General features: G+C 56.7%; 31 protein-coding genes. 4 read left to right on the top strand and 27 right to left on the bottom strand.

Annotated features, from left to right (window positions below):
• The 20 genes from ACFQND_RS13320 to ACFQND_RS13225 form a co-directional block, all read right to left on the bottom strand.
• On the bottom strand, nt 1–972 hold a 972-nt coding region (locus ACFQND_RS13320; RefSeq protein WP_377413826.1), incomplete at its 3' end, for a hypothetical protein.
• The gene (locus ACFQND_RS13315) at nt 969–1,913 is read right to left on the bottom strand and encodes a hypothetical protein (RefSeq protein ID WP_371437668.1); all 945 of its coding nucleotides are present in this window, start codon (nt 1,911–1,913) and stop codon (nt 969–971) included. The genes ACFQND_RS13315 and ACFQND_RS13320, both read right to left, overlap by 4 nt.
• Entirely contained in the window at nt 1,913–2,479 is a 567-nt protein-coding gene (locus tag ACFQND_RS13310) for a hypothetical protein (protein WP_371437669.1), read from the bottom strand. The genes ACFQND_RS13315 and ACFQND_RS13310 overlap by 1 nt, the downstream gene beginning before the upstream one ends.
• 16 nt (nt 2,480–2,495) lie before the next feature.
• Nucleotides 2,496–2,729: a hypothetical protein gene (locus ACFQND_RS13305; RefSeq protein WP_371437670.1), complete on the bottom strand. Its 234-nt coding sequence runs from the start codon at nt 2,727–2,729 to the stop codon at nt 2,496–2,498.
• Nucleotides 2,730–2,891 carry a hypothetical protein gene (locus tag ACFQND_RS13300; protein WP_371437671.1) on the bottom strand — a complete coding sequence of 54 codons (162 nt, stop codon included), beginning with the start codon at nt 2,889–2,891 and terminating at the stop codon, nt 2,730–2,732.
• Nucleotides 2,888–3,874, bottom strand: coding sequence for an AAA family ATPase (locus ACFQND_RS13295; RefSeq protein WP_371437672.1), 987 nt, complete (start codon nt 3,872–3,874; stop codon nt 2,888–2,890). The genes ACFQND_RS13300 and ACFQND_RS13295 overlap by 4 nt, the downstream gene beginning before the upstream one ends.
• A 111-nt stretch (nt 3,875–3,985) precedes the next feature.
• Nucleotides 3,986–5,716, bottom strand: coding sequence for an SNF2-related protein (locus tag ACFQND_RS13290; protein ID WP_371437673.1), 1,731 nt, complete (start codon nt 5,714–5,716; stop codon nt 3,986–3,988).
• Nucleotides 5,713–6,072, bottom strand: coding sequence for a hypothetical protein (locus ACFQND_RS13285; protein ID WP_371437674.1), 360 nt, complete (start codon nt 6,070–6,072; stop codon nt 5,713–5,715). The genes ACFQND_RS13290 and ACFQND_RS13285 overlap by 4 nt, the downstream gene beginning before the upstream one ends.
• A complete protein-coding gene (locus ACFQND_RS13280) occupies nt 6,069–6,944 on the bottom strand; it encodes a nucleotide kinase domain-containing protein (protein ID WP_371437675.1) in 876 nt (291 codons plus the stop codon). Before ACFQND_RS13280 ends, ACFQND_RS13285 begins: the two co-directional genes overlap by 4 nt.
• The gene (locus ACFQND_RS13275) at nt 6,941–7,312 is read right to left on the bottom strand and encodes a hypothetical protein (protein ID WP_371437676.1); all 372 of its coding nucleotides are present in this window, start codon (nt 7,310–7,312) and stop codon (nt 6,941–6,943) included. The genes ACFQND_RS13280 and ACFQND_RS13275 overlap by 4 nt, the downstream gene beginning before the upstream one ends.
• A gap of 5 nt (nt 7,313–7,317) precedes the next feature.
• Nucleotides 7,318–8,241, bottom strand: a complete 924-nt coding sequence (locus ACFQND_RS13270; RefSeq protein WP_371437677.1) for a phage Gp37/Gp68 family protein — start codon at nt 8,239–8,241, stop codon at nt 7,318–7,320.
• Nucleotides 8,242–8,251: 10 nt separating this feature from the next.
• Nucleotides 8,252–8,674, bottom strand: a complete 423-nt coding sequence (locus ACFQND_RS13265; protein WP_371437678.1) for a hypothetical protein — start codon at nt 8,672–8,674, stop codon at nt 8,252–8,254.
• Nucleotides 8,667–9,302 (bottom strand): hypothetical protein, encoded by a 636-nt coding sequence (locus ACFQND_RS13260; RefSeq protein ID WP_371437679.1) that lies wholly within the window; start codon nt 9,300–9,302, stop codon nt 8,667–8,669. Before ACFQND_RS13260 ends, ACFQND_RS13265 begins: the two co-directional genes overlap by 8 nt.
• Before the next feature lie 19 nt (nt 9,303–9,321).
• Nucleotides 9,322–9,999 carry a phospholipase D family nuclease gene (locus ACFQND_RS13255; RefSeq protein ID WP_371437680.1) on the bottom strand — a complete coding sequence of 226 codons (678 nt, stop codon included), beginning with the start codon at nt 9,997–9,999 and terminating at the stop codon, nt 9,322–9,324.
• 78 nt (nt 10,000–10,077) lie between these two features.
• Entirely contained in the window at nt 10,078–11,679 is a 1,602-nt protein-coding gene (locus tag ACFQND_RS13250; RefSeq protein ID WP_371437681.1) for an LPD1 domain-containing protein, read from the bottom strand.
• A gap of 36 nt (nt 11,680–11,715) precedes the next feature.
• Nucleotides 11,716–12,177, bottom strand: coding sequence for a hypothetical protein (locus ACFQND_RS13245; RefSeq protein WP_371437682.1), 462 nt, complete (start codon nt 12,175–12,177; stop codon nt 11,716–11,718).
• A 153-nt stretch (nt 12,178–12,330) separates the two neighbouring features.
• A complete protein-coding gene (locus ACFQND_RS13240) occupies nt 12,331–12,777 on the bottom strand; it encodes a hypothetical protein (RefSeq protein WP_371437683.1) in 447 nt (148 codons plus the stop codon).
• A gap of 152 nt (nt 12,778–12,929) precedes the next feature.
• A complete protein-coding gene (locus ACFQND_RS13235) occupies nt 12,930–13,547 on the bottom strand; it encodes a hypothetical protein (protein ID WP_377413818.1) in 618 nt (205 codons plus the stop codon).
• 356 nt (nt 13,548–13,903) lie between these two features.
• The gene (locus ACFQND_RS13230) at nt 13,904–14,365 is read right to left on the bottom strand and encodes a hypothetical protein (RefSeq protein ID WP_371437686.1); all 462 of its coding nucleotides are present in this window, start codon (nt 14,363–14,365) and stop codon (nt 13,904–13,906) included.
• Between the two features lie 53 nt (nt 14,366–14,418).
• Entirely contained in the window at nt 14,419–15,882 is a 1,464-nt protein-coding gene (locus tag ACFQND_RS13225) for an integrase domain-containing protein (RefSeq protein ID WP_371437687.1), read from the bottom strand.
• Between the two features lie 1,679 nt (nt 15,883–17,561).
• Here ACFQND_RS13225 and ACFQND_RS13220 point away from each other — a divergent pair.
• From ACFQND_RS13220 to ACFQND_RS13205, 4 genes are all read left to right on the top strand, one after another.
• Nucleotides 17,562–18,635 (top strand): ParM/StbA family protein, encoded by a 1,074-nt coding sequence (locus ACFQND_RS13220; RefSeq protein ID WP_371437688.1) that lies wholly within the window; start codon nt 17,562–17,564, stop codon nt 18,633–18,635.
• Nucleotides 18,636–18,649: 14 nt separating this feature from the next.
• Nucleotides 18,650–19,003 (top strand): hypothetical protein, encoded by a 354-nt coding sequence (locus ACFQND_RS13215; protein WP_371437689.1) that lies wholly within the window; start codon nt 18,650–18,652, stop codon nt 19,001–19,003.
• 336 nt (nt 19,004–19,339) lie between these two features.
• Nucleotides 19,340–19,690, top strand: a complete 351-nt coding sequence (locus ACFQND_RS13210) for a hypothetical protein (RefSeq protein ID WP_371437690.1) — start codon at nt 19,340–19,342, stop codon at nt 19,688–19,690.
• 117 nt (nt 19,691–19,807) lie between these two features.
• Complete coding sequence (locus ACFQND_RS13205; RefSeq protein WP_371437691.1) at nt 19,808–21,586, top strand: zinc ribbon domain-containing protein; 1,779 nt, start codon at nt 19,808–19,810, stop codon at nt 21,584–21,586.
• Nucleotides 21,587–21,836: 250 nt separating this feature from the next.
• Here the strand turns inward: ACFQND_RS13205 and ACFQND_RS13200 are convergent, their stop codons facing one another.
• The 7 genes from ACFQND_RS13200 to ACFQND_RS13170 form a co-directional block, all read right to left on the bottom strand.
• Nucleotides 21,837–22,019 carry a hypothetical protein gene (locus tag ACFQND_RS13200; RefSeq protein WP_371437692.1) on the bottom strand — a complete coding sequence of 61 codons (183 nt, stop codon included), beginning with the start codon at nt 22,017–22,019 and terminating at the stop codon, nt 21,837–21,839.
• 172 nt (nt 22,020–22,191) lie between these two features.
• Nucleotides 22,192–22,812, bottom strand: coding sequence for a hypothetical protein (locus ACFQND_RS13195; RefSeq protein ID WP_371437693.1), 621 nt, complete (start codon nt 22,810–22,812; stop codon nt 22,192–22,194).
• A 425-nt stretch (nt 22,813–23,237) separates the two neighbouring features.
• The gene (locus ACFQND_RS13190; protein WP_371437694.1) at nt 23,238–23,480 is read right to left on the bottom strand and encodes a hypothetical protein; all 243 of its coding nucleotides are present in this window, start codon (nt 23,478–23,480) and stop codon (nt 23,238–23,240) included.
• Between the two features lie 26 nt (nt 23,481–23,506).
• Complete coding sequence (locus tag ACFQND_RS13185) at nt 23,507–24,046, bottom strand: DUF5983 family protein (protein ID WP_371437695.1); 540 nt, start codon at nt 24,044–24,046, stop codon at nt 23,507–23,509.
• 123 nt (nt 24,047–24,169) lie between these two features.
• A complete protein-coding gene (locus ACFQND_RS13180) occupies nt 24,170–24,298 on the bottom strand; it encodes a hypothetical protein (RefSeq protein WP_371437696.1) in 129 nt (42 codons plus the stop codon).
• Nucleotides 24,299–24,604: 306 nt separating this feature from the next.
• Nucleotides 24,605–25,624 (bottom strand): DNA-binding protein, encoded by a 1,020-nt coding sequence (locus ACFQND_RS13175; protein ID WP_377413811.1) that lies wholly within the window; start codon nt 25,622–25,624, stop codon nt 24,605–24,607.
• A gap of 344 nt (nt 25,625–25,968) precedes the next feature.
• A partial coding sequence (locus ACFQND_RS13170) for a hypothetical protein (RefSeq protein ID WP_377413808.1) occupies nt 25,969–26,478 on the bottom strand: 510 nt, incomplete at its 5' end.

Below are 26,478 nucleotides of genomic sequence, written 5' to 3'. Positions count from 1 at the left end.
GAAATCAATGGCTTGGCAGGCCACCCCTACGCCAGTGCTCGATCTCCTACCGTCACTTTTGACAACGAAAACAAATCGACCCCAGCCGGCAGGGTGCTTGCGCGTGCACCAAAGCTTGTATGTGATCTTCAAGTTGTCCATGTTGGGCTTGGCATGCCACGGCATGGGGCGCCCGGCACGTCGGTCGGCCAGCAGCTGCTTGGCCACCTTCGGGTCAATGAACCAGGTGCCGAACTGGGTTGAGTTCACCCCAGCCCCATAGGGGTTGCAGCGCACTGCCGTTGGGATGAGGCCTGCGCGGGCGAACTCGGAGAGCTTGTCGCTTTTTATGGCGAGGCTGGTCCTGATGGTGCTGAGCTGCACAAAACCCTTGGGTGGGAAGACGCGGTGTGACTTCCATTCCTCCCATGCGGCATGGGGGATTTTCCAGATGCGGCCTATGCGCTCGACGCGTATTTGCTTTTTGGAAACAGCCTGAAGGACGATGGAATGTGAGCCAATTTCCCTGCCGGCCTGGGCTGTGGTCAGGCCGCCGACAAGATCCGCAGTGGTCAGGCCGATGCGGTTTGTCTGGACCAGCACCGATTCTTTGCTGCGTTCCGCATTCTTGTCGCCGGTCAGCTTGACCAGCCTGGCAGTGAGTACCTGGGCGATTTCCTTGGGGCCGAGGGTTCCCACCAGCGTTGCCAGCAAGGCCATCTCGGGTGCCTGCCATGCATACGCGCCTGCGCGGGATAGTCTTGGGACTGGCCAGTCTGCATCCTGCGGTGGTTTACCGTGCCAGAGCGTGAAGAGTTCAGCGAAACCCTTGCGTTTTGGATGGTGAACGCATGCGCCCGATGCCTTGACGAATTTGATGTCATCCTCAGTCTGGCCCAGCACAGCGGCGAGATCAGGCTGCAACGAACCCCAGCCGTGCAGGAGGACGAATTGTTCCCAGTCGGACGTCAGGGTGCTACGCCTGCGCGTCATGCCCGGCTCTCCAACTCATCCTGCAGCGCCCTAGATCCGGAGAGCATTTGCTGTGCGGTCAATCCTGCGACTGCGCCCAGGAGGTTGGTTACCGGGTCTGTCAGGGCCTGCAGGCGCTCGGTGGGGATGGTGCGCATGGCGTGGGACCACTGGCGGAAGGTGGAAGGCAAAGTGCGTTTGACCGTCTTGGCCGCCGGCGCCACTTTTTTCAGCGCCTTGGCCATGGGCATCTTGATCTTTTCCATGCCCCGGCTGCTGATACAGAAGAACTCCCCTGTCGAGAGGGCATTGAGGTCGTTGTACGTGATCTTGGACTGGCGGAACTGGGGTGCGAGTGATGACCAGACGGTGGGATCTTCCTGGCAACCCACCAGGGTCAGGTTCTTGTTATTGAAAATCCCCCGGTGGATCGAGCCGGTGTAACGGTGCGCCGTCAGGAACAGGTCCAGTGCACGCTTGCGGCCGCGGTCGGCAAAATCGTTGATAAGGTCTGAGGCTTCGCCCACACCATCCTTGCGCCGCTTGTTCTGGCTGAAGAGCTGGCCTTCGTCCACCATCAGGAAGATGGGCTTGCGGTATTTGTCGGCCGCATCCAGGATGGCATTGCCATAGGGCAGGAATTCGTACACATCGCGGGCTGTCACGACCACAATGGGCTTTTTTCGGTCCTTGAGGTGCTTGGCCAGCTCCTGCGCATCCTTGACGGCTTCGCCATACATCGACTCCAGCTCTTCTTCCGGGTCGATCAGCACGCTGATCCAGCCCTGTTCAGAAAGCTGCTCAGCCATCACCAGCCCCGCATTTGTTTTGCCTTTGCCGCGTGGGCCCACTGCGATGGCCAACAGGCCGGTGGTCATGTATTCGTCCAGTTCGATGGGCGGGCCACCCAGATTGAGCTTGGCCCCAAGCATTTCGGTGCGTTGAATAACACTTCGTTTCACTATTTTTCCTCTGTTTCGTGCAGGAGGATGTCTTTCAATCCAAGGATCTGCTTTTGGTTGAGCGAATAAACCACTGCAAAGTCGTTGATGACCTGTTCGTTGATGGCCGCAAGAACGCCGGATTTTTTGGCTTGGTTGAGCAACTTGCGCATACCGGCCCAGTCCTGGATGCCGCCGGCGGGCGCTGTCACGGCACCTTCCCCTATCTCCGCATACAGCTGCTCCATGGTGTAAGGCGCGGCATCCGGCCCGAGGTCGCAGTACAGCCGTTCATTGAGTATTCCGAGCAGCTGCTGCGCCGGCATGAAGCCATGGAGTTTGCGGATCAGTGCTTTCTCGGCAGGCGTGATGTCACGGGCGGGTGCGGCACCAGCCCCGGCTGCAGGACGCTTGTGGGACAGGCGTTTGGCTTCCGGCCTGTCTTCACAGGCGCTGCAGATCTCGTTGGTGAGGTTATCGCCCTCCCCTGCGTTGAGCTGGCACCCGCAGAGGCGGCATTGGCCCAGCACCAGCTTTGACGGCTCATGGACCAACCGCGTAGCGGCCATTGAAAGTACGGCGTTCATATGTGAATTCCTGGTTTCATTGCTTTCCCCGTATTGGCTTGTTCCAGCGTGCGGCTGCTGCTTTCTGGGCACGATCTTTCCGCCCCTGGGCGTCTTCTACGGCGTTGAAGCTGTCAAACCCTTCGTCCCATTCCGAAGCCATGCGCTCCCATGCATCACCTGGGGGCTGGCGGTCAGGGTGGTCGTAGGGATTGGATTTGCGGCCCTGCCCTCCCCTGGCGGCACGCTTCCCAGCGTCAAATGCGCTCATTTATCGAGTCACTTCCGACTCAAGCAAGACATCTTCAAGGCTGAAATCCGATTCCGCCAGGACATGTCCGTTTTCCAGCTCATAGCCATTGGCCTCATCTGCCTTGACTACGCGCCTCGGGCCGTTATTCGTTTTGATGAAGTCACCAACTTGCGCTTTCATACCGACCTCGCTTCAATGATTGTCTGGATACCTTCACCAGCGTTTAGCACCAGATCACGCCGGATACGCCGGCACAACTCCACTACTTCGAACAGGTTGGCGCTGGACCGCTCAGAAATCCGGCCGCACAGGTGCAGCAGGTCGTGCCCTGGTGTGAGAGCCGGCGCGAGTTCCATCTGGGCACAGAGCAGCTTGAGTTCTGTCGTGGGGCTGGCCAACTCGATGGCGAAGTCAAAACGGCGTTTCACTGCGGCATCGAGCATGTTGTGGGCATTGGTGGCGGCGACAAACACGCAGGTGGATGGCAAGCGCTCCATGGCGATGAGCAGCTGGTTGGTGATGCGGCGCATTTCCCCAACGTCGCTGCCCTCCCCGCGGGCCAGGCCCACCGCGTCAAATTCGTCCAGGAACAGCACACAGGGGGCGGTTTTGGCGTAATCCATCACCATGTCGAGTTTCTTGCCTGTTTCCCCGAGATGGCTGTCAATCAGGCCGCTGTACTTCACACGGAGAAACGGAACGTGAAGCTCCCACGCAAGGGCTTCTGCAAGCATGGTTTTTCCATTGCCTGGTGCGCCGTGGAGCAGTACCTTGTGGCGCGGAGCCAGCCCGAAAGCCTTTAGCTCCTCACTGCGGCTGTGCTCCTGCACGATGGCGTGGCACTTCTCGATGGTCTCCTGCGACAGAATGACCGCATGCAGGCCATGGCGCGGATCTTCTAGCGAGATCAGGGACTCGGGCAGTTGCTTGGGGGCTTGCCGGTGCTGGAAGCGGTACTGCTCGCGGATGGACTTGGCCACGGCCGGGTATTGCTCATCCAGTATGCCCGCCATGTTGGTGGCGACTTCCTGCATGCCGGGGGAATGCCCCCACGTACACGCCTGTAGGAATTTGGGCAATAGCCTGACCACCGAGGTCTCGGCGGCTTTCTTGCGTGCCCGCGCCTGTGCGGGGCTGGTGAGTTCGAATTCAGCGGTTTCCATTAAACATATTCCTATCTGGTGAATTTGGGTGCTCTGAACCTGCAGTACATCTCGGTGGCCACACCCCATTCGGGCCCCGACACCTACATCGAGCAAAAGGCGCGATGGTTTTCAGCAAAACAACTCATCCTGCTGAATTTCCGCAATCGCTGCATTGGCCTGGTCAGGCTGGTAGGCTGTCAATTCCTTAATTTCGCGCTTGCTCAGGTACTGCAGGGCCAGGGCCTTCATACGAGAGACATCTGATGTCACGGGTTCAAACACACGTCCAGGATCCACGATGCCCGTGGACTGGCTGGCCTTGATGCCCAGCAGGTCCACCATGGGCGGGTCGCTCCCGTCCTCGCTGTTGAGGTAGATCGCTGTGACCTGCTCGGCCTGGCCTTCCCGGTCAAGGCGCCCGATAACCTGCTCGTGTACTTTCGGCGACCAATCCAGTTCGCCAAACACCACCGTCGAACAGTGGCCCTGCAGCCCGTCCAGGCCTGCGCCCGAGCGAAGTGACATGATGAACAAGTTGGTTTCCCGGGCCATGAACTTGCGCTGAGCCTCATTTTTCTGGGTAGGGCTCTCGCTGCCGGTGTACATGACAGGATTGAAGTCGGCCAATAGTCGATTCCAGATGTCATAACAATCGCGGTGCCAGCCCATCAACATGACTGGGACGTTCGCATCCAACAGAATGCGCACGTAAGCGGCCACGCTGTGCGCCTTGGCTACGCCCGTGGCCTTGCGCACCAGCAAGTCCAGCTCACGCGCCGCCGTGCCGCGTTCCATGAAAGATCCAGTTAGCGTCTTGCGCGCCAGCTTGCCCGCCAGATCGGAGATGCCTTCCAAGGTCTTTTGATCGGTTTCAACGATTTCGATCAGGCGGTTGATCGGAGGAACCTGTTGGCCGACATCGCGCTTTGTGCGCCTCAGGAATACGTGCTGCTCGCGCAGGTAGGTGCCCAGTGCCTCCGGATCGGTCACGCCGTTGATGCTGCACCACTCACGGCTGAACTCGGAATTGCTTCCCAGTACATCGGGATCGATGCACTGCATGATGTTCCAGATCTCGTTCCCGTAGTTGTAGATGGGAGTGGCCGACAGGCCCAGCTTGAAAATGGCGTGATCCGACAGCTGTTTGGCCGCCATGCCCTTTCCGCTGGCGCTTCCTGTGCGCAGCTCTTGAACTTCGTCATAAACCACCGTCTTGAAGTAACGGTTTGAAAACGTGTCGATCCAGCCAAGAATCTGGCTGTACCTGAAGATGTAGACGTCTGCCTCCGGTAGGGTGTAAGGCTTGGTGCCCTTGATCTGGTGCACGCGCAAGTTGGTAAACTCGCCGATCTTTTGCGCCCACTGCTTTTGCAAATGGGTTTGCACCACCACGGCGGCCGGCCTGGCCTCGGTCAGCAGGAGGAAGCCAGCGGCGGCGTACGTTTTTCCTAGCCCGAGATCGTCGCCCAGCAGCAGGCCGCGGCGGCGGCGCAGCACCTCGATCGCCTGAGCCTGATACGGCCGCACCACCTGGCCATCTTTCAGTCCCATATAGGCCAACGGCGCATAAGTGGGTGTGAGGATGCGCTCCAGCTCGGCCTGCGTCTCTTCAAAGGCAAGCCGCCCCGTGCGCATGATATCGGGCTGACCGTCAGGCATTTTCAGGGGGTAGCGCTGGCAAAACCAATCCAGATCAGCGCAGTGCGGCTCATCGTTTGGGAACAAAAACTGATCCGTGGTGGACTTGGCGATCCGGGGAAAGAGTTGCTTGAGGCGGATCGCCACGTGTGGCTCGATGCCCGACATCACCCATTGCTGGCCGCCCGGCACCAGTTGAAGGGTTCCGTAGGTGCGCTTCATAGCCATGCCTTGCTCAGACTGGCAACGCGAGCCGGCAAACCGTTGATCGATGGCGGCAACAGGATGCTTTTGCTGGTCACGAGCACGATGCCCTTGACCTCGGGATGCGTGCAATAGCGCTCGATCTGGCGGTAGATGGCTGTGCGCTGACCCTTGATCTTGACTTCGATCACCACCCCATCAACGAAAAAGTCCGGAATGTCATTGGTTGATAAGCGATGCTCGCGGCTGGCATTGAGGCCATCGTCCGCGAAGACCTTGGCCAAGTCCACCTGGGTCCTTTTTTCGTCCTGTAGGGAGCAGCGGTTGCGCTCCACCAGCTGTACCACGCGCAAAATTACTTGGTCAGTCGTCATAGAAGCCCTATCTGCGCATCCCCGGAGCCTTCATAGCGCGAGCGCACCTGGCCCTCACCAAGCATCAAACGGCGAAACTTGTCGTATTCACAGAGGTCGTTTTGAAAATCAAAGCCGTGTAGATTGCGATCCAGGTAGATGTCCCTGATGAGTGGTTTCAACACTTCCATCAGCGCTGGCAATTCGGCATTGAATTGATCTTGGCTGATCGCTTTGTCCTTGGGCCGGCCCATCAAGCGATTCATCCCGCGCGCGCTGCCGGGTCCGAGCGGGGCCCAGGTTGAAGCGTCATGCCACTGTTGGCCCGCGGAGAGATGCGCAAGGTCAGCCACGATCTGGCCCGCCAGAAAGCTGCCCAGACCGTCGATCTTGATGAGTTTGGCCCATGTCCCAGCCATCGAATCGGCGAGGATGCTGCTGGCTTGTGATGCGACCAGGTCAGCGAGATCGCAAACAGAGTCAACCTTGTTGCGCCCAGGCACTCCCGGCACCACGTAGGCACCGGTGAATACCTTCCAACCCATCGTGGCCCGGTAAGCGAGCTTTGCCCGAGCGCGTTCGAGGTGCGATATGTCAAAGCGCTGCGGCCCGGTGATGTCGTCCAGCGAAGCAGGCCAGTTGACCAGTCGGGCAAGAACGGCCGCGACCAACTGGGTTTCCGGTTTGCCTTGAAGTGGATACCAGTTGGCCATCAAGGCGACACTCACCCGGTCATCCATGCGGCGCACGTTGCACCAGCGGAAATCCCTCAGAAAACGATTTTCCGTCCAAGGTTTCGGCAAGCCCTGTTCCTTGCGCTTGCGAATGGCTTCGCGTTCCGTAATCCACTGGACCATGTGTTCCAGCTCACTGGCAAGGATGTCGTTTTTCATTTTGAGGCCTCATAGGCGAACTCGATCCGGGTGATGACCGTGTCTGGTGTACAGCCCTTGTGCGTTGCGCAGAACATTTCAACCCATGCGGAGGGCCAGAAGTATGTGTCGTGATCGCCGAAACCCTCGCGGGCGACCTCCATAAAGCCATAAGACTGGACGGCAGTCATCGCGCTCAGCTTTTCGCGCCTGGTGCTGAGCACGCGGATAGGCGGGCCCAGCTTTTCGATCTTTTCACCGGGTTTGAGGCCCATACACTTCCTGACGGGCTGGATCAGGTCGCCTGCTTTCAGATGGAGCCACCCCAAGCGACGTGTCACATCCTTGCTCTGGTCCAGCACCTGCGGGGTGGTTAATGCGAATGACATATTCCTCACGATGGGAACCCGTTATGCTCGATGCCGTCCAGAAGGCGGCCAGAAGCTTTCTTGCCGACATTCAAGGTCCGATCGGCGTGGTCCTGGCCTGCAGCGTTATCAGGCGCGTGAACCTTCATGAAGGTGGCTTCGGGCATTTGGTCTTTGGTGCAAAACGTGCCCCACTGTTTAAACAGGTAGGGAATGCCGGCCGCAGCGCAGAAATCACGCGCTGCGCGATACCAACCCGGCAGGGAGGGCCGCGCCGTGGCCCCGCTCTCGCCGCCGGCGACCAGCCAACTCAGGAATTCCCAGCCCGCCCAGTTCACCAGGTCCAGGGCAGGTTCATAACTCACCCATGTGGCCCAGCCAGCCGCGGCGAGTTCGGCCATGGGCGCCCGGCGCAGGTCGGCGTAGCGCTGGTTTTCTACGCTGGTGCCCAGTAACACGTTCGGCATGGGCAGGCCGGACCATTCGCTGACCGGGCTTCCCTTGCGCTGCAGGTGCAGCTGGCTGACCTGCTGGCCGATCAAGGCCTCACGGCCTGGGCTTGCGAAGTATTCGGCCATACGCGCCGTTCGCTTGGTCAGCACCTGGAACTTGTGTTGTGGGCTCAGGGCCATCACCGCAAAGATCCTGTCGATGGTTTCGAACGGGACATTGGCGTGAAAAAGATCGCCGTGCGCGACGACGAAGATCATCCTGGAGCGCTTCCAGTTCAGCGGCTGGTGCAGCCACGGCTCATTGAATCGGACTTCGCCGGTCCAGACAGGCCCTCCAGCGCTCGGCTGGGTCAGGCCAATCCGTGACCAGTGGTTGCGCAGCCGTGTGCCGGCCAGGGTCATCGCATAGCAGTCCCTGCAGCCGGGGCTTTCAATAGAACATCCCGTGATGACGTTCCAGGTGGCGTCTGTCCATTCGATTTTGCTGTTATCGCTCATAAGGATTGCGTTATTTGTGGGGCTGAGGCTGTTGTGGGGCTGCAGGGAGAGGTGAATTCACGGGTTTGGCCGCTTGCTTTGCGCGGATCTGATCGACTTTCGTCCAGACTCGCTTCAGTTCGGTTTCGCCTGCCTCCTGCATGTCAATCCGGCTTGCTCCACACAGCGCCGCCAGGGTGAGCATCACCGCGCCAGATTCTTTGCCGGGTTCGCCCACAGGCCGGTCAAAGGTGTAGTCCACCAGCTGGTGCGCTTCGCTGCGCGTCATGCCGTTGGCCTGGACAAGCTCAGTTGCTTCCTCGAAAAACCGGTGGTTGCGCTCAAGTCTGTCGGCCGCGATTTCAGGGCCGAAGCACGCCTGCATCCAGCGGGCCACACGATGCTGAAACGATTCAGTGGGTGTGACTGAGCGCTTGTGGTTGAGCTCAGACATGGGCAGCCTCCTTCTGTTCTGCAGCATGCAAATCCTTCCACTCGCCGCGCGACAGCTTCCAACGGTTGATGGGTGGGCCGCTGCGGTAGCTGTTGGACTGGTCCGGGTCCTGCCGGTAGCGGCACAGGATGATCTGGTCGTCAGTCAGGGAGGTGCACCACCAGACCTGATCCCCATCCCGGGTTGTCTCGGCGTGTGTGTCGTCGTTTTCGGCTTTCGGGAGGACAACGCCCATTTGGGGCGCTACGCGGCCTTTCGTTGGGGTGAGGCCCCGGTGTTGGTCGACAAGCACCAGTGGCGCGACCCAGGGCGTGAGGCCGACGGCCTTTTCGTACATCCGGCAGTAGGTCCCGCCGGCGCGGCATGCCAGGATGTACCAGGATTCGGCGATGGGGTTGAACACGCCGTATTGGCATCTGGCGCTGAGCCGGACCAGTGCATCGCCGTCGTCTTTGTCAAATACCATCCTGTTGGTGATGGCCAGCTCCATGATGCTGCTCATGAAGGCATGCCATTGCCTGTCGCCAATGCCCTTCGGCAGTGAGTTTCTGGACGTGGTGATGTACTGGAGGGCCGGTGACATGGTCACTTCAATGGTTTGAGAGTTGTCCGGTGTATGTTTTGGCATAAGTCACGCCAGAATTGGTTCAGTACCGGGTTTCGTAGGGCGAGGCCTGGCGGTAGTTGCGCTGAAAGTGGTCGAGGTACACCTTGGCCAGGGCCGGGTTGTTCCAGTTCACCAGCACGTTCTCGCTGTTCCTGCTGGCTGCTGAGGCGCTGAAGTTGAAGCTGCCCAGCTCGGTCGTGGTGCCGTCCACCACAATCACCTTGTCGTGGTGGATGGCGTAGACGCTGATGGTGCGAACGTCCACGCCGGCAGTCACCAGGGCAGACAGTGCTGCGCGGGCCTTGCCACTGCGGTCTTCAGACACGTTGTTCTTGTGGTCGGCCACCAGTTTTACGTCCACACCGCGCTTTTTTGCATGAAGCAAGGCCTGTGTCACCGGCGCGCTGGTGAAGCTGTAGCTCAGAACGCGAATCTCGCGCTGTGCGCTGTTGATGGTTTTCACCACCAGGGCTTCGGCCCCTTCGTTGGGGGAGAACGCCACTTCGATGGTGCCGGCGGCCGCAATCCTGGAAGACGCTGTGGATGAAGACGATGAAGAGAGGGCCTTTTTGGTAAATTCCTCGGCGGTCTTGTAGTGGATGGAGTGGGCGGCGGTTTTCATCACCATGGAGGTGAGGTCAAACGCGAAACTGTGGCTGAAGGCCAGCATCAGCGCGGACGCCAAGGCTGCTTTGAAGAATGAGGCGGCACGGGTCATATGGGGTTCTCCTGTTGAATGCGGGGGGTAAGGGTTAAAAGTGGTACGGGGTAAATGGGATAGGTCTTGAAACCAGCTTCACACGGGAAGCGGGTTTGTCAATGGAAGGGACTGACGAAATTCGCCGCGGTAGGCACGCACCACGGCGGCGAAGGCTTCGCATGTCCGGGCGCGCTCTTGCCCCATCGGATAGGGGAACGGATTGCCGGTGCCTGCCATGGTCAACCCATCGGCATGGCTGACGCCGAACACCAGCATGTCGTTGTGGCGGTCCTTGGCCTGGAAGGAGTCCAGCACCAGCACTTCGAACGCCCGGGCGAAGATTTCAGCGCTGTCCGACCAGTAGGGTGTGTTTCTCGATCTGTCCATCGAAACGGATGTCCTGATCCAAGCCAGATCGCTGACGTAGGGGGTGGTGAGCAATGCCCACTGTCTGAGCGCCTTGGCGGTTTCAGATTGAGCGATGGCTTCTGGAAGGTCGCACCACTGGACTTCCCCACTGGCAAAGCGGGGGCACCATGACGATTTCCCCCACAGGTGATCGGCCACCCAGCAATCCAGGGCGTGGCCGAACTCATGGGCCAGGCTACCCGGGCCGCTTTCCTTCGTCATGTGCAGCACCCAGTTGTCGGGCTCAAAGTGGGCTGCAGCCTTGGACAGGCCTTTGCCGCGGCTCCCGTAGGCCAGCCCCAGCTTGCCCGACAGGGATGCGAACATGGGCGGCATGCCCAGCAGCTGTGTCAGGTCCTGGAATGCGTCATAAGCGGCGTCCACGAATTGCTGGCGCTCAGATTGGGTTACCCAGTTCCCGAACTCCACTCCACGGAAGCCAAAGGTCTGCAGCAAGTCATCCTGGGTTTTGCCTTCTGAGTTGGGGCTGGTGAAACCACTGCGAATGACCTCCTGCGTCACATGCGGCCGGATCCAGTTGTTCCTGGCCTTGCCCCTGGCCGCGCCGGCGGGCATGGGTCTGTCCAGCAGGGCATTGACCACCTTGCGTGTGCAATCCAAGGCCTCCTGCTCGGTTTCGAACTCCGCGGCATCCAGATAGGCCCATTGCCCGGCTGCGCCCTTGACTGCCTTCCAGTAGCGCCTGCCGGTGCCGCGGTTCTTGAGCACCAGAGCGCCCATGGAGAGTGAGTGGTTGACACGGGAATCTGTTCCCCAACCCCATTCAGCCAGGTAACGCGCACGCAGGCCGTCGATGGGGGTGAAGTTGAGCGGATGGCGGTTGGAGCGCGTGCCGGCGCGGCCGATCGCGAAGCTCCATTGGTTCTTGAAGCGCGGCGGGGTGGCGATGAATTCTTCAAACTCGCGCATACGACTATCAAACGCTTCAACGACCTGGGCCAGTTCTGGCTTTCCGGGCAAGGCCAGCACCTCACGAAGGATAGGGATGGCAAAGCGGTAGGCGCGCTCCCAGTGCTCGCCGGGGATGCCCATCCAGCCGTGGCGGTGGGGCTGCTTGGCAAGGTTCTCGTAGGTGACCATGGCCAGGGCGGCGCGGTGGGGCCCCAACGTGGGAATGAGTTCTGTCCATTGTTCCGGCCTGGGCCACAGCAGCTGCAGCAAGGGTTCGCTCTTTGCGGCGGGGCCGGCTGGCCCGGTGGCCACGGCCACGTCTTTGCGGGCGCCCCACAGCTTTTCGCCGGCGTCCTCGATCTTGGCCTTGGTGCGCATGATGGGTGTGTGTCTGGGCAAACGATGCGGGACGGATTACCGGGCAACCAGGTCGAGCGCCTTTTGCTTGATTTTGTTCAACTCCCCCTGCGCGCCCAGAAGGTCACACCCGATCTGTACTTCTTTGCTGTATTGGGAGGGGATCAGATTGGAGTTGCACATCTGGCTTTGGAGGAACCTGATCTGTAGTTCCTCAATATGAAGTGCAATGCCTGCCGCCTGTTTTCCAAGTTGCACCAGGTCACGTGCGTTATTCACGCGCACAAGGTTCTGGACCTCAGGCAGGAAGTTTGCCGGTGTGACGTCCGACAAGGCGCTCAGAAGCGGTATCGTGGTTGGAAAGTTGAACTGCCCCACGCCTTGGGCCATGGCGGGGCTGGTGCTGAACGCCATCAACGCGGCCAGAAGGAGGGCTGAGACGCATGCGATCACATGCTCCCGCAGGCGCTGGCCTTCCTTGGGTTCTTCGCTTTGGAATGAGTTATTCAATTTGTTCATGGTGGTGTGTCATGGTTGGTTGAGGAACAAGGGAGAACGCACTTGAAAACCCCCCAATCCGTGAGGACTGAGAGGTTTTGAGGTCGAGTTCTTGAGGCCGTGTCAGGCCATGTCAATCAGATCAGGCCGTGTAAGGGCCTTTCAGGTGCGGAATTAGCTTTTGGCCGCGAGGTATTCCGGCCGCTGCATGTTTTGTTCGATCAGGGCGTCGAGCAGATCGATCAGCGCCTGGTCGTCGGTATCCAGCCAGAAGCCGAAGCTGTAAAGCATGAAATTCCCGTAGAAGCGAATTGCCTCCGGGTGGTCCGGGTGTATCGGCTCGGTGCCGATGTACCGGCGCAGGTTCGTGCCTTCTATCCGTTCAGTGCGGGTGCTACCCCAGCACAGTGAGCGAAAGGGCTTGGAGAAGCTGTTGTGCGGATGCGCCGGATCGTCCTCGTGCATGTTTGATGCGGGACTGAGCGTCCAGTGCATGAGGGCTTGAATCAAGCCATCGATGTTCTGGGCGGGCCAGTTGGGAATGGAGGACTTGCTCCCTACCCTGGCCTCAATGATCCTGTAGGAGTCGGTTGGGATGGCCAGCATTTGTTGAATGTTCACTTTAAGTTATTCCAGGTGAGAGCCCCGGGCAGTGAACACAACGCCTGAGCGATGGTTCGCCCTGGGCATTTGTTGTGAGATTGACCGGCGAGCGGTCAAATGGATGCAGATTCAGCTTGTGCTTGTCTGCCTGTGTGTTGCCTGACCGTCAGTCAGGCCGTGACCCCGCTGCCGGCGGCGGCAATGTCGTTGGGTCCGAAGACGTTCATTTCCTGGTTGTCAAAGAGGATTCGCAGGATCTGAACATCGCCCTCATCGAGGTCTTTGTCCATGCCCTTTGCAATCATCATTTCGTACAGGCCAGGGATTTCCTGGTAGCACGCAACACCTTCATTAAGCGCCTGCGCCACGGCTTTGAATGCCAGGGTGTCCGCGCTCTGTATGACCAGATACTCGGGGCACCACACGACATGGGTCGTGCCCCCGTCATATGCATCCAGGTCCTTTGCTTTGGTGCGCAGGCTGTGCGTGGTGAAGTCGATGATGGTTGTACCCATCTCCAGCCATGCGTGGTAGGCGAAGGCGTTCACGCCTGGTGGCGCAAAGCCGCTGGAGCGCGGGGAATGGGTGATGACATCGCCATCACCCGGGCCGACGCGCCAGGCAGTTTCACCGACCACGACTCTGGTGCTGATCCCTTGCTCTTGCAGGATGCGCTGTGCAAGTTTGGCTTGCGCCATGCAGTCTGCGCCAATGTGCGAGCTTGCGGAAGTGGTGTACTTCCGCAGCGCGCCGGCAAGACGTGCGAAAACGCTGATTTCTTTCGACATGGATTTGCTTTCTGCCCGTCAGACCACCCAACAGGGCGTGGCCTGCAGGCGGTTGATGTTCATCGACTGGATGCCGATGAGGCTAGAAAACCCAATGACGATTACCGGCCGCAAGGGCAAGCAAGTCGCCCTGGGCAGTTTTTTGATGAGACCACGAGGGTGCTCTGTTGAAGGCTGGTACTGGACCAGCAAATCAGCCAGTTGGCTAAAGTGGTTGAAATTCTACCAAACGAAACTGAATTTGTCAGGATCCTGGGGCGCGCACTCCTTTCTCAGGCGCTGCCATTCCCCAGTCTGTGTTTCCTGATGTGTGCTGTTGGGTTGTCACGCTGGGGCTGGTTTCGCAATGTGGGGGCTCAGTGTTGAACGATTGGGCTGTTGCCTGTCTGTGGACGTGAGCACACCCAGAGTTCGCAGTTGCCGGAGCCTTCGCCCTGCAGGAGCGACACGAGCTCGCTGACAAAGGCCATGGCATCGACAACGCCGGGCAAGCGCAGTTCGAACTGATGGTCCTCTGGGGCGCTCAGTGCGATGGTTTTGCCGTCCAGGCAGATCTTGATGGCCACGAATTCGTCACGGTAGTGGCTGAACACATCCACGGCGATCATTTGTGCGCCTGCCTGGAGGTAGCTGGACAGCCGGACCTCGGGGCTCTCGCCGAGCAGCGCAAGGATGTAGTGGGTGAGGTGTTCCATCCAGGCTTTGTTGTTGGCACTGGAGAGAAGCCCGCCATCCGGGCAGTGGTTGATGCGCACTTCCGCTGGTAGCCAAACGAGGGGGGCGTTATTTGTTGCGATTGCAGTGGTTGTTGAGGACATGATGTTTTCCTTTGAGTAATTGATATGGATTGCGGGGCGGTTTTTTGTAAAAGTCAGCGGACCATGAGTTCAAAGGCGTCGTCTGGCACGCCTTCCTCAAAGTGTTCACTGAGGTCGATGGCGCGGTCGTACATGCCCATGAGCCGCTGTTTGAGCATGAAGCGGGCATCGCCTTCCAGGGGCTGGCGGCTGACGGTCTGGACGATGAGTCGGAATTTCTCTGTGGAATCGACTTCCAGGCCCATGGCGAAGCGGCCCGCCATCCAGACTGATTCAACGCCGGCGTCTTTGATGGCGCTCTGAAATTCAGCGTTCTCTTCCGTGCGCTCTACCCAGTCGCGAATGCGCTGCCTGCGGCCCTTTTCCATCATGGGCAGGGAGCCGGTGTATGTCAGGGTGATGTCCGGGCGGAAGTGGCCGAGTTCGCGGCTGACCTGTTCCCGGGCGGCGAGATCGGCGCTGCGCACCTCGTCTGTGACGATCAGGGGGGCGTTCCTGGTCACCGGCGCTCCCATACCGGACAGTCGGGCATAGCGGCGTGCGGCGTACTGGTGGCGCAGGCCGTGCGCGGTGACGCCGAGCTGGTCGCGGGTGATGCCAACTTTGCGGCACTGGTAATAGAAGTGCGCTTTGCTCTGGTCGAGGCGTTTGCCCTGGAGAGACAGGGTTCCCTTGCGATTTTGCTGGGCGTAGAGTTTTGCCCGTTCAAGTACATCTCTTTGCCATTCACGCATAACGGGTTCGTCTTCAAAGTCCACGTCGCGGGGCAATCCGCCTTTGGTGCCGTGTACGACGCGCAGGAAGGTGCCGCAGTCTGCCGCCTGGGGGTTGAGCTGGATGGATTCCTTCATGCGCAGGCCAAAGGCAGCTTGTACCTCCAGCTGCATGGCGGTGATGGCGCTTTCTTTGCGCAGTTCGGCTAGTACCTTGTGCAGGTCTACCTGGTTTTCATCCCATGCCTTGCTTTCGGTGGGGATGTTCTGGCGGGTTACGGGTGCGGTGACGCCTTGCTGGTTCAGCCAGGTCTTGAGGTCTTGTCCCTTGGGGATGGCGCTGTCTTTCCCTATAAAGGTGAGGAAGCGGCGCAGGATGCTGATTTTGTTCTGGATGGTGGATGCGGCCTGGCCTTTGCTGCCCCAGTTCTTGATGAGTTTGACGGCGTGGTTTTTGCCGATTTCGCCGATGTCCTGCACGCCGGCGCGGATCTCGCGCAGTTCATCGAGCATGCGTATGAGTTCGTCGGCGTAAACGGTGCGGGTGCGCTCAGACACTGGGCGGGCACGGCCGGTGCCGGCGCGTAGGGTGAATTCGCTGAAGAACATGGCCATTTGCGCCTTGGGGTTCTTTTTGTAGCGTTGTTGCACACGCTCCAGGACGCTCAGGCCGGCGCCGGTGCTTGCCCTTTTGGCTTGGGCGCTGCGTTTGGCGCTTTTGAGTTCTGCGGTGATCAGGCGGTTGACTTCGCGGGCGCTGGGTTCTTTGCTGCCGTCGAGGGTCAATTGAATTTGTTGGGTCATAGCTGCTTTTCCTGTTTGGATGTACTTACAGGCAGGAGATAGAACTCAGGGAGTCCATCAAGAGGGGATGTGCTGTTCCAGCGATGGCCGTGTCTGTGCCCACGCACGGGGTTTGCGTGTTGTTTTCTCTCTTGGTCGCAGGCATAGGCATGTCACGTTCCTCTTTTCAATCCATGGGACGCTTTACGGGGTACAGGTGCGGGGTGTGTATCTGTACTCATAGGCATCGCGCTTTTCAATCTCTACTCTCAAAATTTCTCTGGTGCTGGCATCTCTGGCCTCAAAAGGTCGCACCTGTCCCTCCACTGGGTTTCGTCCCATGGCACGCTGGTGATTTGTTTCCTGTCTTTGCGGCCCCAGGCGGGCATATGTCAGAGGTTGGTCGCGGCTCGTTAGCAAACTCTCCTGCCTGACCCGTGCGAAGGGGGGCAACTCATTGCTGAGTCTTCTGCGCCCCGTGATGGGGAGGGCGCAGAGGGTTACTGGATTTCTCCAGAGTCCTTTAAGAGGACCACGCTTCATCCGGCTAATCGCCGGTGTCTATCACCTACTTGATCCCCTTCTGACGAGGGACCCCGATACATCTGTTTTACGACCAATCCCTTTGTAGGCCCTGCATCGGGCTCCCATCCTCAATTGGACAGGCGGATCGGTCGTCACTTAACCAGCTTCTTACAAGGCATTGCCTTTGAGCTGATGGGTAGTGCAGACGTATGGAACGTAGGTGTTTATTCGCGTACCGCTTTCGCGGCTCCCGTCTTCGCCCTCACCAGGAGGAACTAGGACAAGCAGGCTGGGGTTACCAGCACAAAAAGAGTTTGCTAACGGGCCGACCTCATTCGAGGTGCACCACTTCCAGCGACAACAGAGTCAATGACTTGTTTCGTGGCTCAATGAGTATCAAGACTCATAACCTGAATGTCTCGATGTGAACGTGCTTAGCGAATCGCCAATCAAAATTCAAAAAGGGACTGCTCTTTTGAGCGTTTTTGCCTTGCGGCGTGCCTGACGACGGTGGTAGTTTGACTACCTGGTGATCCTTCATCTGAAGGGCCAAAAAACGAATGCGTTTCTGGACTTGTTGAATGCAGTTACTTGAACTGCGAGGCAGCACAGGGCCGACACAGGCGCGAGTTTACTGGATTATGTTTTGCGTTGCAAGCTGGTTGTGAATAAGTCGTGGTGGTGGACGAGTTGTCCACAGGTTCAACTTTTCGCTCAGTCTCGGTTACAGGGTTTTATAGTTCAGTGGAGAGTCAAGCGTGGCGCGGAAATCCCCATCACTCTGGCTTTAATCTTTTTTGAAAAGCGATTGCCTGATGCGCTGTGGATATTCAGCTACTGGCAAGGCTATGGAGGCATTCTCAGGGCCGCAAAAAGCAACGCCAGACCCCGGCAGAGGAAAGATCGAATGACTGCTTGTAGCCTCGTTTGTCGCGTCTGAACAATTTAATTGAGTGTGTAGAACCAGTCGGCTCGTAATGGACAGGAATGTCCACTTACAGCCCAATTTTGGCCATCTGACTACGTGAGGTTGTTGGGTTCAACCACGATGAAAAAAGATTGGACAGAAATGTCCATTTTTCGCCCATTTCTGGCCAATGTCCTCGACCACTTCAACTTACTCGCCTAGAATTTTTATCAACACACCTTGTGTTGCCTTTACCTGGAGAGCTTCTATGAAATCTGAAACCCCTGTGGTGGTGGACGTTCGCGCTGTGGACGTTGGCTACTTTTCTACCAAATTGACTCTGGGCCGTAAGCTGGTGGGGGATGCCAGCACTATTGCTACCGCCCTCTTCCCCAGCCTGGCTCCCCGATTGCCGGCCAGCATCAGTATGCAGACAGCGCTGCACGGCAAGCCTGATGGCTCCGTAGTGGCCGTGGATGACGTGAACTACTTTGTTGGACGCGATGCCATCCTGTACAGCAGCGGCCGCGAACCCCGCGAAGTGCTGGCTGACTACAGCATGACTGAGAAATACCACGCTCTGATGCGCGGTGCCTTCCATTACATCGCCCAGGATGTCAAGGCAACCAGCGAGTTGGTGATTCGTCACCTCGTTCTTGGTCTGCCATTGAATACCTTTGGTGAGAATCGCGACCGATTGACCGCCCGCGCAACTGGTGAACACCTTTTGCCCGACCCCAGGAATCCTGGGTCCATGCGTCGGATCACGGTTGAAAAGACCTCAGTCATTGTTCAACCTCAAGGAGCATTGGTGAGTTACGGGACTACACACCGAGAGATTTTCAAAGATGGCTGGGTGTTGGTGGTCGACCCGGGCGGCGGTACGCTCGACTGGTACGTTGCCCGCGGCCGCCTTCCGAACTGGCAGCGTTCCGGCGCCTATCCAAAAAGCATGTTGGCTTGCGCCTATGCAGTGGCTGACAGGATTGATCCTACCTGGCGCGATAACTTCGAGATCATTGAGCGGATCGACAAGGCAATCCGGGAAAGGGCTCCCTCCTTCACGACCGCAGGTAATGTCTATGAGCTGGCTCCTTTCACCAGCGCCATCGAGTCTGTATTAAAGGAATCCACTGACAAGATGGTTGCTCGCCTTGGTTCTTTGGACAATTTGGACATGATCCTTTTCACTGGCGGTGGTGCCAAGGTGTACTTCGAATTCTTCAAGTCTCGCTACCCCAAGTTGACCAACATCATGTTCATGGATGAAGACCCCGTTTTTGCCAACGTGAAGGGTTTCCACGTCGCGGGCGAAATCATGTCGAAGCCCAAGACCGTCTAACTGAAAGCTGAGCCATGGCAGATGCAAGCCCTGATGAAGTCCGTGTACGTGTGACTGTCGATAGTGACACACCGGATCTGTTGAAGCGGTTGGCTGGTTCGAGGCGGCAGGCGCGTGAGATTGTTCACCTGATGCGACTTGGATTGCAAATGGAAATGATGCTCAATGGCAAGGTGCCCATGGTTGGCATCTCATCAGAGGGGAGCGTGCTTGTTTCAAATCCGGTCCCTGTCCTGGCGTCCCAGGTATCGGCGCCGGTAATTGGAAAGAGTTCCCCAGCTGATATTCCGCTGGGAGGCGATTTTGCCGAAATGACTGGATTGGACGCCGACTACTTCGCCGGTGCGCCAACCGCTTACTTTGACTAGACACAAGCTGAGTTCAAGTGGAAAGGTGGCCGGATATTCCGGCCATTTTCAATTACTAAGCGTGAATTGGGTAAGCGGCAGGTCTCAGCTCCAATCAGGAATCCCTTGGTGCAATGAGGAATGAGTGCGCCGATAAAATCGGATCGCGAATAGGATGAAGGATTTCTCCCTGTTGATCGTTAACCGATAAGCGTTTAGACCTCTGTGCGAAACCATTTGCGATTCAGCCCGCCTTCAGGTGTTATGCCTCTGACTCATTTCTTTGGAATTTGGGGGGTTGACGTAGGCAATATCTGTGAGATTCTGAATGTGTCAAAAGCAAATTGAGAGGTAAATATGACTACTCGTATTGATAAAGAACTGACATCAGAAGATTACCAGCAGAAAGCAGACTTCCGCCAGAACTATGTTCCCGGTCCTGCAATGGCTGTTGACGGCCCGAACCGCCACTGGCTCTTGGATAGCCCAGCCGGGCGTGATCTGCTCAAAATGAAGCTGCTCAAGCTGGACCATCGCGCTGAAGTTTCCCTGTGGGGTGAAGGCCATGAGGTCGACGGCCACCTGAATCGTATGGTGGATGAGTTGAATCTGCGTGAACTTGCAAAACCAGAACTTCCCATGGATGTTCTGAAGGTCAATTTCAAGTTGGTCAAGATGATGGCGGCTGTTCAGTTCGGCCTGAGCTAAAGGATTGATGGCCGATCTGGGCAGTATTAGAGCGTTTTATTTTAGGATTCGCTGGGCGCCAATTTGCTGGTCTGTAGACCTCAAGCCAGATCTACTAGATTGAATGGAATATTGTTAATGAAAAAAGTGGTGGTACGTGCCTTTGGTGCTCGTTTGCGTGGTGGCTCTGAGGCAGAGCAATTGGCAACGTCGGTTTTTCTTCAACAGAACCGCTTATGGAACAAGCTGGTCGAGATTGAGAAAGAAAACCGTTTGGCTTACCGGAGCGCCCTCGTGCAAAGTGATGAGGAGTTGTCCCTACTGACTGAACGCCTTGCGGCAGAAGATGCCACCATCGAAGCAATCGTCCTAGCTCGAAATGCGGCGCGCGCCAAGGCGCGGTCTAAAAAGAATGCCGATGATGCTATCTCTCACGCCCAGGCACTGAAATCCGCTACAGCGAGGCGCAAGGAAATTTATACGTTGATGAAGGCTTGCCGCGAGCGCGCCAAGGCTGCTGCCAAACCCCTGATCGAAGCGGCAGAACTTGAGCGACGCCAACAGGTCAAGGAGGCGGCATCACTTTTTCCAATGTGGTGGTGTCATAGTGAAACGGTCTTGAAGAAATATGACCTAGCACGCGGAAAAGCAATGCGTACTGGAGCAGAACTGCGCTTCCACCGTTTTGACGGCAATGGTTCCATGGGCGCGCGGTTCAGCTCTGAAGGGGGCATGATCGACCGAATTCGCGCAGGGAAAACCGACATTTTGCAGTTCCGGGAACCCACACCAGATGAACTGGGGCGGATGTCAGCGCTCAAGGCAGATGGCGGTCGGCGCGTCATTGTGCGTGTTCGAGCTGGTAACAAAGCCGACGATGGCACCATTCCGTTCTTGGAGTTTTTAGTGACGATGCATGCAGAGCGCGATCTGCCCGAAGATATGCCCCTCAAAACCGTCACTCTTCGCCGTGACATGTTTGCTGGTCGCCCGGACTGGAAGATCGTTCTGACGTTCTCGGCCGAAGTCGAAAGTCTGCCTGAGGTTGAGTTACCTGCCGGAGCGGTAGGCGTAGATTTTGGATGGCGCCTGGTCAACGATGAAGGGGTAAGAGCGCTTCGCGTGGCCACGATCAGCGACGGCAGTAACTGCGTCCAGCATGTATTGCTTGGGGATGACTGGTTGCAAAGGATGGAGCGTTCCGACAGACTTCGTTCAACACTTCAAGAAATCACGAACAAATTTGCAGCTGCCAGCCTGCCTCTGCTTGATGAAGAAAACCTGAAGAAACTATCCGATGACGAATGGTTCAAGGTTCTTGCTGGCAAAGCCAGGCGAGCAAAAAATGCCTATCCAGGACTCTGGATGGACATCTGCCGTGCACACGAATCAGCTGGGCAACCACTGGGGGCTGAAATTGCAGAGATGATGAACGCTTGGAACCGTGAAGCGAACCACATCATGACTCAGGCTGTTCACTCAAAACGCAAGGCACTGGATCACCGCAAGCATCTGTATCGCAATGTGGCTGCGCGATTGGTCCGTGACTTCGGTCACATAGCCGTGGAGGATGCGGATTTTTCCAAAATGGCTTTGCTTGAAACGTCGGACGGGACCGAAAATGAGCTGACTCTAACTTCAAGGCGAAACCGAACGTGGGCCTCACCATCAGAGCTGCGCTTGGCTATTGCCCAGGCGGCAAAACGCGAGCAGCGCGAGTTGGTAGATGTTCCGGCTGCTCGTACTACTTCGGACTGCTCGGCCTGCGGCCATGCACACGCCGGCGCAATGACCGATCTGGTGTTTGTTTGTCAGGGCTGCTCGAAAGTCTGGGATCAGGATGAAAACGCCGCCAATAACATACGGAATTTCTCTCTGAAAACACGGAATTCCTCGCTAGAATCAAGCAGTTCCTAGGGATATGAATTTGTGCCCTGTCCGTTGGGCGGTAAGCGGAACTCCGCCCTCGTCTTTGTCCTGAGTGACCAGGAATTTTTGCCCTGTCCGTTGGGTTGTAAACGGAACGAATGCAATGCTGGTATTGCGGTTGTCTACGAATTTGTGCCCTGTCCGTTGGGTGGTAAGCGGAACAGACGTGGTTTTGGTGGAAAACAAGACACATAATTTCTGCCCTGTCTATTGGGTACTTGTGAATCTGAGGTGATTCCTAGACGGACTTGAGCATCCAGGTACTAAGATCGTTAGTATCTGGAACAGTCCCTTCTGCATAACATTCCCAGCCTTTAAGCTTTGCTTTTTCAATCAGCGCATCCAACTCTATTTGGTTGTCAGATTGAAGCACCAAAACCCGTTGGAATTTGAGCGGAAACTCTTCGACAGTCCAGGTCATTTTTTTCTGTCGTCGCGGGGCTGTGCTCGGCTGCATTTACTGGCCAGCGGTATCACTTAACCCAAATAAGGTTGATGCGTTTTTTGAGAGCATTGTTCGTTGATGGTCTGGCCAGTCTATTGGCGATATCCACTAAACCAATTTAACGCCTTGGTCTACTCAATGGATCCTTTCAAAACGATCCGCCATCACTGTTGACTGCAGGACAAGTGATTTCCAGAACCTTCCATGCGCGCTCGCTCACAGACATTTCGTGTTGAACATAGGTGCGTACAAGGTGCTCGTATGTCATCCCCTTGCTTAGATTATTCTTGTAGTTTTTGACCATCACTTCGCCATTGTCATTGAGGATGCCATAGCCGGCCCACAGTTCGGTGGTGCCGGGGCCAATCTGCGAACACAGTAGGCCTCCATCCATGACAACATATTGTTGCGTGCCACCTGGCAAAGATTCAAACAGTTCCACCGGCTCGAAGAGTCCACCACTCCAGCCAGTCCAGCCTTTTTGGGTGAAGTTCCCACGGATCTGGCCATCTGTTCGCACCCCCACATAAAAGGCGCCGATCCGACCTACGTGCTGGGCGTCCGGAGTGATCGAGACTTGTATGCGTTGCTTCACCAAGGGGTTTAAAAGTTGCTCGCAATCGAAGGGGTGTGGACCAGATTGGCCATTGGCACAGGTGTCAATAAAAGATGCTCCAGCATTGGCCGCAAATGCGTTGCCACCGAAAGCCAGGAGGATCCCAACGAGTGAAATGCCGAGCCCGTGTTGGATGGAAGTGCGAGATTTCATGTGTTTTTTTTCCTTTCAAAGATAAATGGGAATTGAACGCCCATGCTTTGATGTGTCCATGTTATGGACGGTAGGTGTCAATTTATGCCCGCACAACGCCCTAGAAACCGTGCGTTGATCGGGTTTTGACACTCAAACACAACCTATTATTGACCTGCAGCTATTGTTGAAATGGCAACAAATGATGTTTTCACAGTGTCGTTGACGATGGAATAAAGTTGCGCTGTGAGAAATTGCCAGTGCCTGGTGTGTCCAGGTAGGGAAAAGTCAGGTTCGAGATTCTTCAAGTACACACATCGTATGTACTTGAAGAATCCCCGTCAGAGGACGGGAACTCAAGGATTAAGGTAAAGGTGCCGCGCCTTGGGTCAAGCGAAACTGCACGAGAAATGCAGTATTACTTGGAAGCGGGCCCCGGCGAATTATCAGTGGATGGTCTCGTTTTCAGGAATGAGATGGTTTTCCATAAAGCTGATCGTCAACCAACTTGCACCTTCAGTCCGCGCCTGTTCAAGGGCGGCCTGCAGGTCAGGCGGGTAGACACAAGTTTCCTGAGTAGGACTGAGCACTTTGATCAAAACCGTGTCGTCAGTTTCGAGCTGCACGCAGCCCGCGACATCGGCAATCAAGAGCGCTCGGGTCAGGCTACTCAGTACGAGTCCATTCATGGACAGCGTGTTGTTTGCTAAGAACGTCATCCCGCCACTACCTGGTGTATATCCGTTTCAGTGGCTGGCTGATGCTGCAGCAAAATCGCCTGGACGAATTCAGGTGTTAACAGTGCAGATAAGCCGTTTTCCTGGTCATCCTTTACCCGGATCTTCCCGTTGCCGGTGACCATTGCCTTGACATTGCGGCCGTGGCGGACGCTCAGGTGCCGGGCGTAGTTCTGCGCGAGTTGCTGCAGCACATGGTGATTGGTGATGCTTGGCAATTTTTCATCATCGAATTTCGGTAGATCTTCCATGATGGTTCCGTCGCAGTCAAACATGATCCACTCTTTTTCCAACGTCTGGGCAAATTGAATGCAAGCTTTGAGGTCCTTGGGGACTTCATCGCCAACAACCAATCCGTCTTCACGGTCCGGAACATTAACGAACCAGCCCCAGGGGCCTTTCGGGTAGTAAAGAACGCCTTCCACATCGAATGTTTCAAGGCGCTGGCGGGTTTCAGGGGAAAGATGCGCGGTGGATACATCGAGCATTGTGAATTCCACCGTTGATGAGGTGTTCATGGTGATTCTCCGATTTGGAGGCACCACCCCCAACGGGGTAGATGCCCCGGTGGGTTGAATTAGAACGAAAAAAAGGGGAGCGTGACTCCCCTCTTTTCTGATGGTTTGCCTTTCGGCCGCTGGTCAGTGTTTCAACCAGTCCTGATTTTCAGCGAGAAGTACCTTGTTCTTGCGAGCAACGTACACACTGAACAAAATGCCAACTACGATCACCGCGGCAAGTGCGATTTGGACAATGGTGATCGTTTCCATGAGGTTTCCTGTATTCATTGTGTTTCTTCATGGTACAGCTCCACAAAGGTGTTGTCACCCTTGTGGATTTATTTCTTAATCTTCCGAACAGAGCTTGCTTCTTTTTTTAGCTCGGCAACGAGGGGTGTTCGTCCTTTTGATGCGAATTGACACGCCAGCGCCAAAATACTCTTTATAAAACAACAAGTTAGATATTCGACATTTTTCGTCGAACTCGCCTTGAGTGCAGATTGACACGTTTGTTTTCTCCATCGGAGCGCGATTCAACCGGTTGAACTCTCTGCTGCTAGCTTGGCTACAGCCAAGTCAGGCCGCGCCAGACGTCGAAGTCAGAAGCTCCAGCATGCTGGTCACGACCTGCTCTTGCGCCGTGACGGAGGACCTAGCTGTCGCCAGCGCTAGTTCCAACTGCTGCTTCGCGGCGAGCAGCTCATCGACCTTGGTGAGCAACTCCTTGTTCGAGGTGCCGAGCTGCTCGATGGCCGCGTCCTGCTCGACCAGGCGCCGGCCCAATTCCTCGGCGCGCCTCTGTGCAAACCCCAGTTCATCCTTAAGCGGCCGCAGGCCCCGCACCTCTTCCTGGGCCTGGTGCAGATCGCCCTGGGCTCGCGATAACTCCCCGACCAGGCGCGCGTTGTCCTGAAGGGTGTGCACGGCTTCCTGCTGCTTGGTGGCCAAGGTCTCGTTCACGGTGCGCAATTCGGCCTGCAGATACAGCACTTGCTGCTCGTGCTTGCGCTGGTCCTGGTCGCGTTGCTCCTTGCTGGACTCCCGGAAATGCTCCAGCGCCTGGCGCGCATGCTGGTGCTTTTCTTCCAGCGATTGGCGATGGCGTTCTTCGGCCGCGATGCGCTCCTGCAGGTCAACGACCTGCTGGGTCAGCTGCGTGCACTCAAGCGTCTTGCCGCGCAGGGATTCGGTGGTTTTGCCGTGGCCGGTCTTCTCCTCTGCCAGGACGCGCTGGCTTTGCTCCAGCTGCTGGCGCATGGCCTGCGCCTCGGTTTTCAGGGCCGCGGCGGCCTGCTGCTGCTGGCTCAGCTGCTCGGCGTGCCTGGTCTGCGCCGTGGTGACCCGTTCCTCGGCTTCCTCGTTGACGCGGGCGGCCAGGCGGCCCACCAGGTCCTGGATCGCCTCGCTGACGGCAACGCGAGTGCCGGTGGCCCCGCCTTCCTCTTCCTCGATCTCTTTCAGGTAGCGATGTATCGTGGTTTTGGAGCCGCTGCCCAGCTCTTCGCGCACCGCATCAATGGACGGATTGCGCCCTGCAGCCAGCAATTTATCGCGGGCACGCAGCACTTCAGACTTGTAGATTCCGGCTCTGGCCATGGCTCACCTCGTTATTTCGTACTATGGTATGTACCATGATATTACATACTATTTATAAGATCAATGGATTGTTTTCGTGGATGAGTCTAACATTGGGTAATAGTGGATTATCGAATGTGAGGTGAATTTTTGGCTGCCTTGGGCGTGGCGTTGGTATGCGTGGGCAGTCCCGGCCACGGGCGCCATTCGGAAGGTCGGCCGTCGGTCGCTCACTCCAGTTGACTGCAGGTCAAGGTTCGGCTGATTTTGAAGCGTTAGACCAAAGTGAATATTGCTTCTAGGGCGACGAAAACTGCCACTTTCTTGTTGAAAATAAGATATAGCTAGATTTTCAACGCGCGGCCTCAAACAATTTCGCGGATTTCTTTCTGGCAGACAATGATGTAATGGCGGCATAAAAGCGAGCGAAATGGATAAATTGTCCGCTGCTCCTTCCACGGGATTCTTGAACGACTTAAGTTCATATAAAGAAACTGAATGGGATAGACGATAAGAGCTAGCGGCAACATCAGGCAGTCTTTGGGCAACAGTGACACATACCTGACTTCTCGAATTCGAAAGCCCGACTCTTGAAGAATTCTGAGCATGTTGTGGATCGGGATAACTTTCCAACCCCCTTGATTCAAAGTAACAAACAAGTGGTACTGCCTTACTTTTCCGAGGCAGAAATATGAGATTCGGCCGCGCATGGCTACGACGTTGTCGTTGGTAACGAAAAAATGTCCGCCATCCCGCAAGTGGTTCTGGCAACTCTCAAAAAATTGGAGTGTGTTGTCAAACTCCATTACGCCACTGACTGAAAATATGTAGTCGAACTTGTTTTCCGGAAAGACGGCAAAAGGACGACTCGCGTC

Source organism: Polaromonas aquatica, assembly GCF_042659145.1.
GTDB lineage: Bacteria > Pseudomonadota > Gammaproteobacteria > Burkholderiales > Burkholderiaceae_C > Polaromonas > Polaromonas aquatica.
This window is presented reverse-complemented; position numbering and strand designations above follow the sequence as displayed.

Excerpts from the sequence above, each read along its gene's own strand:
- ACFQND_RS13310 (WP_371437669.1), bottom strand. The coding sequence starts at position 2,479 with ATGAACGCCGTACTTTCAATGGCCGCTACGCGGTTGGTCCATGAGCCG.
- ACFQND_RS13305 (WP_371437670.1), bottom strand. The coding sequence starts at position 2,729 with ATGAGCGCATTTGACGCTGGGAAGCGTGCCGCCAGGGGAGGGCAGGGC.
- ACFQND_RS13300 (WP_371437671.1), bottom strand. The coding sequence starts at position 2,891 with ATGAAAGCGCAAGTTGGTGACTTCATCAAAACGAATAACGGCCCGAGG.
- ACFQND_RS13295 (WP_371437672.1), bottom strand. The coding sequence starts at position 3,874 with ATGGAAACCGCTGAATTCGAACTCACCAGCCCCGCACAGGCGCGGGCA.
- ACFQND_RS13290 (WP_371437673.1), bottom strand. The coding sequence starts at position 5,716 with ATGAAGCGCACCTACGGAACCCTTCAACTGGTGCCGGGCGGCCAGCAA.
- ACFQND_RS13285 (WP_371437674.1), bottom strand. The coding sequence starts at position 6,072 with ATGACGACTGACCAAGTAATTTTGCGCGTGGTACAGCTGGTGGAGCGC.
- ACFQND_RS13280 (WP_371437675.1), bottom strand. The coding sequence starts at position 6,944 with ATGAAAAACGACATCCTTGCCAGTGAGCTGGAACACATGGTCCAGTGG.
- ACFQND_RS13275 (WP_371437676.1), bottom strand. The coding sequence starts at position 7,312 with ATGTCATTCGCATTAACCACCCCGCAGGTGCTGGACCAGAGCAAGGAT.
- ACFQND_RS13270 (WP_371437677.1), bottom strand. The coding sequence starts at position 8,241 with ATGAGCGATAACAGCAAAATCGAATGGACAGACGCCACCTGGAACGTC.
- ACFQND_RS13265 (WP_371437678.1), bottom strand. The coding sequence starts at position 8,674 with ATGTCTGAGCTCAACCACAAGCGCTCAGTCACACCCACTGAATCGTTT.
- ACFQND_RS13260 (WP_371437679.1), bottom strand. The coding sequence starts at position 9,302 with ATGCCAAAACATACACCGGACAACTCTCAAACCATTGAAGTGACCATG.
- ACFQND_RS13255 (WP_371437680.1), bottom strand. The coding sequence starts at position 9,999 with ATGACCCGTGCCGCCTCATTCTTCAAAGCAGCCTTGGCGTCCGCGCTG.
- ACFQND_RS13250 (WP_371437681.1), bottom strand. The coding sequence starts at position 11,679 with ATGCGCACCAAGGCCAAGATCGAGGACGCCGGCGAAAAGCTGTGGGGC.
- ACFQND_RS13245 (WP_371437682.1), bottom strand. The coding sequence starts at position 12,177 with ATGAACAAATTGAATAACTCATTCCAAAGCGAAGAACCCAAGGAAGGC.
- ACFQND_RS13235 (WP_377413818.1), bottom strand. The coding sequence starts at position 13,547 with ATGTCGAAAGAAATCAGCGTTTTCGCACGTCTTGCCGGCGCGCTGCGG.
- ACFQND_RS13230 (WP_371437686.1), bottom strand. The coding sequence starts at position 14,365 with ATGTCCTCAACAACCACTGCAATCGCAACAAATAACGCCCCCCTCGTT.
- ACFQND_RS13225 (WP_371437687.1), bottom strand. The coding sequence starts at position 15,882 with ATGACCCAACAAATTCAATTGACCCTCGACGGCAGCAAAGAACCCAGC.
- ACFQND_RS13220 (WP_371437688.1), top strand. The coding sequence starts at position 17,562 with ATGAAATCTGAAACCCCTGTGGTGGTGGACGTTCGCGCTGTGGACGTT.
- ACFQND_RS13215 (WP_371437689.1), top strand. The coding sequence starts at position 18,650 with ATGGCAGATGCAAGCCCTGATGAAGTCCGTGTACGTGTGACTGTCGAT.
- ACFQND_RS13210 (WP_371437690.1), top strand. The coding sequence starts at position 19,340 with ATGACTACTCGTATTGATAAAGAACTGACATCAGAAGATTACCAGCAG.
- ACFQND_RS13205 (WP_371437691.1), top strand. The coding sequence starts at position 19,808 with ATGAAAAAAGTGGTGGTACGTGCCTTTGGTGCTCGTTTGCGTGGTGGC.
- ACFQND_RS13200 (WP_371437692.1), bottom strand. The coding sequence starts at position 22,019 with ATGACCTGGACTGTCGAAGAGTTTCCGCTCAAATTCCAACGGGTTTTG.
- ACFQND_RS13195 (WP_371437693.1), bottom strand. The coding sequence starts at position 22,812 with ATGAAATCTCGCACTTCCATCCAACACGGGCTCGGCATTTCACTCGTT.
- ACFQND_RS13190 (WP_371437694.1), bottom strand. The coding sequence starts at position 23,480 with ATGAATGGACTCGTACTGAGTAGCCTGACCCGAGCGCTCTTGATTGCC.
- ACFQND_RS13185 (WP_371437695.1), bottom strand. The coding sequence starts at position 24,046 with ATGAACACCTCATCAACGGTGGAATTCACAATGCTCGATGTATCCACC.
- ACFQND_RS13180 (WP_371437696.1), bottom strand. The coding sequence starts at position 24,298 with ATGGAAACGATCACCATTGTCCAAATCGCACTTGCCGCGGTGATCGTA.
- ACFQND_RS13175 (WP_377413811.1), bottom strand. The coding sequence starts at position 25,624 with ATGGCCAGAGCCGGAATCTACAAGTCTGAAGTGCTGCGTGCCCGCGAT.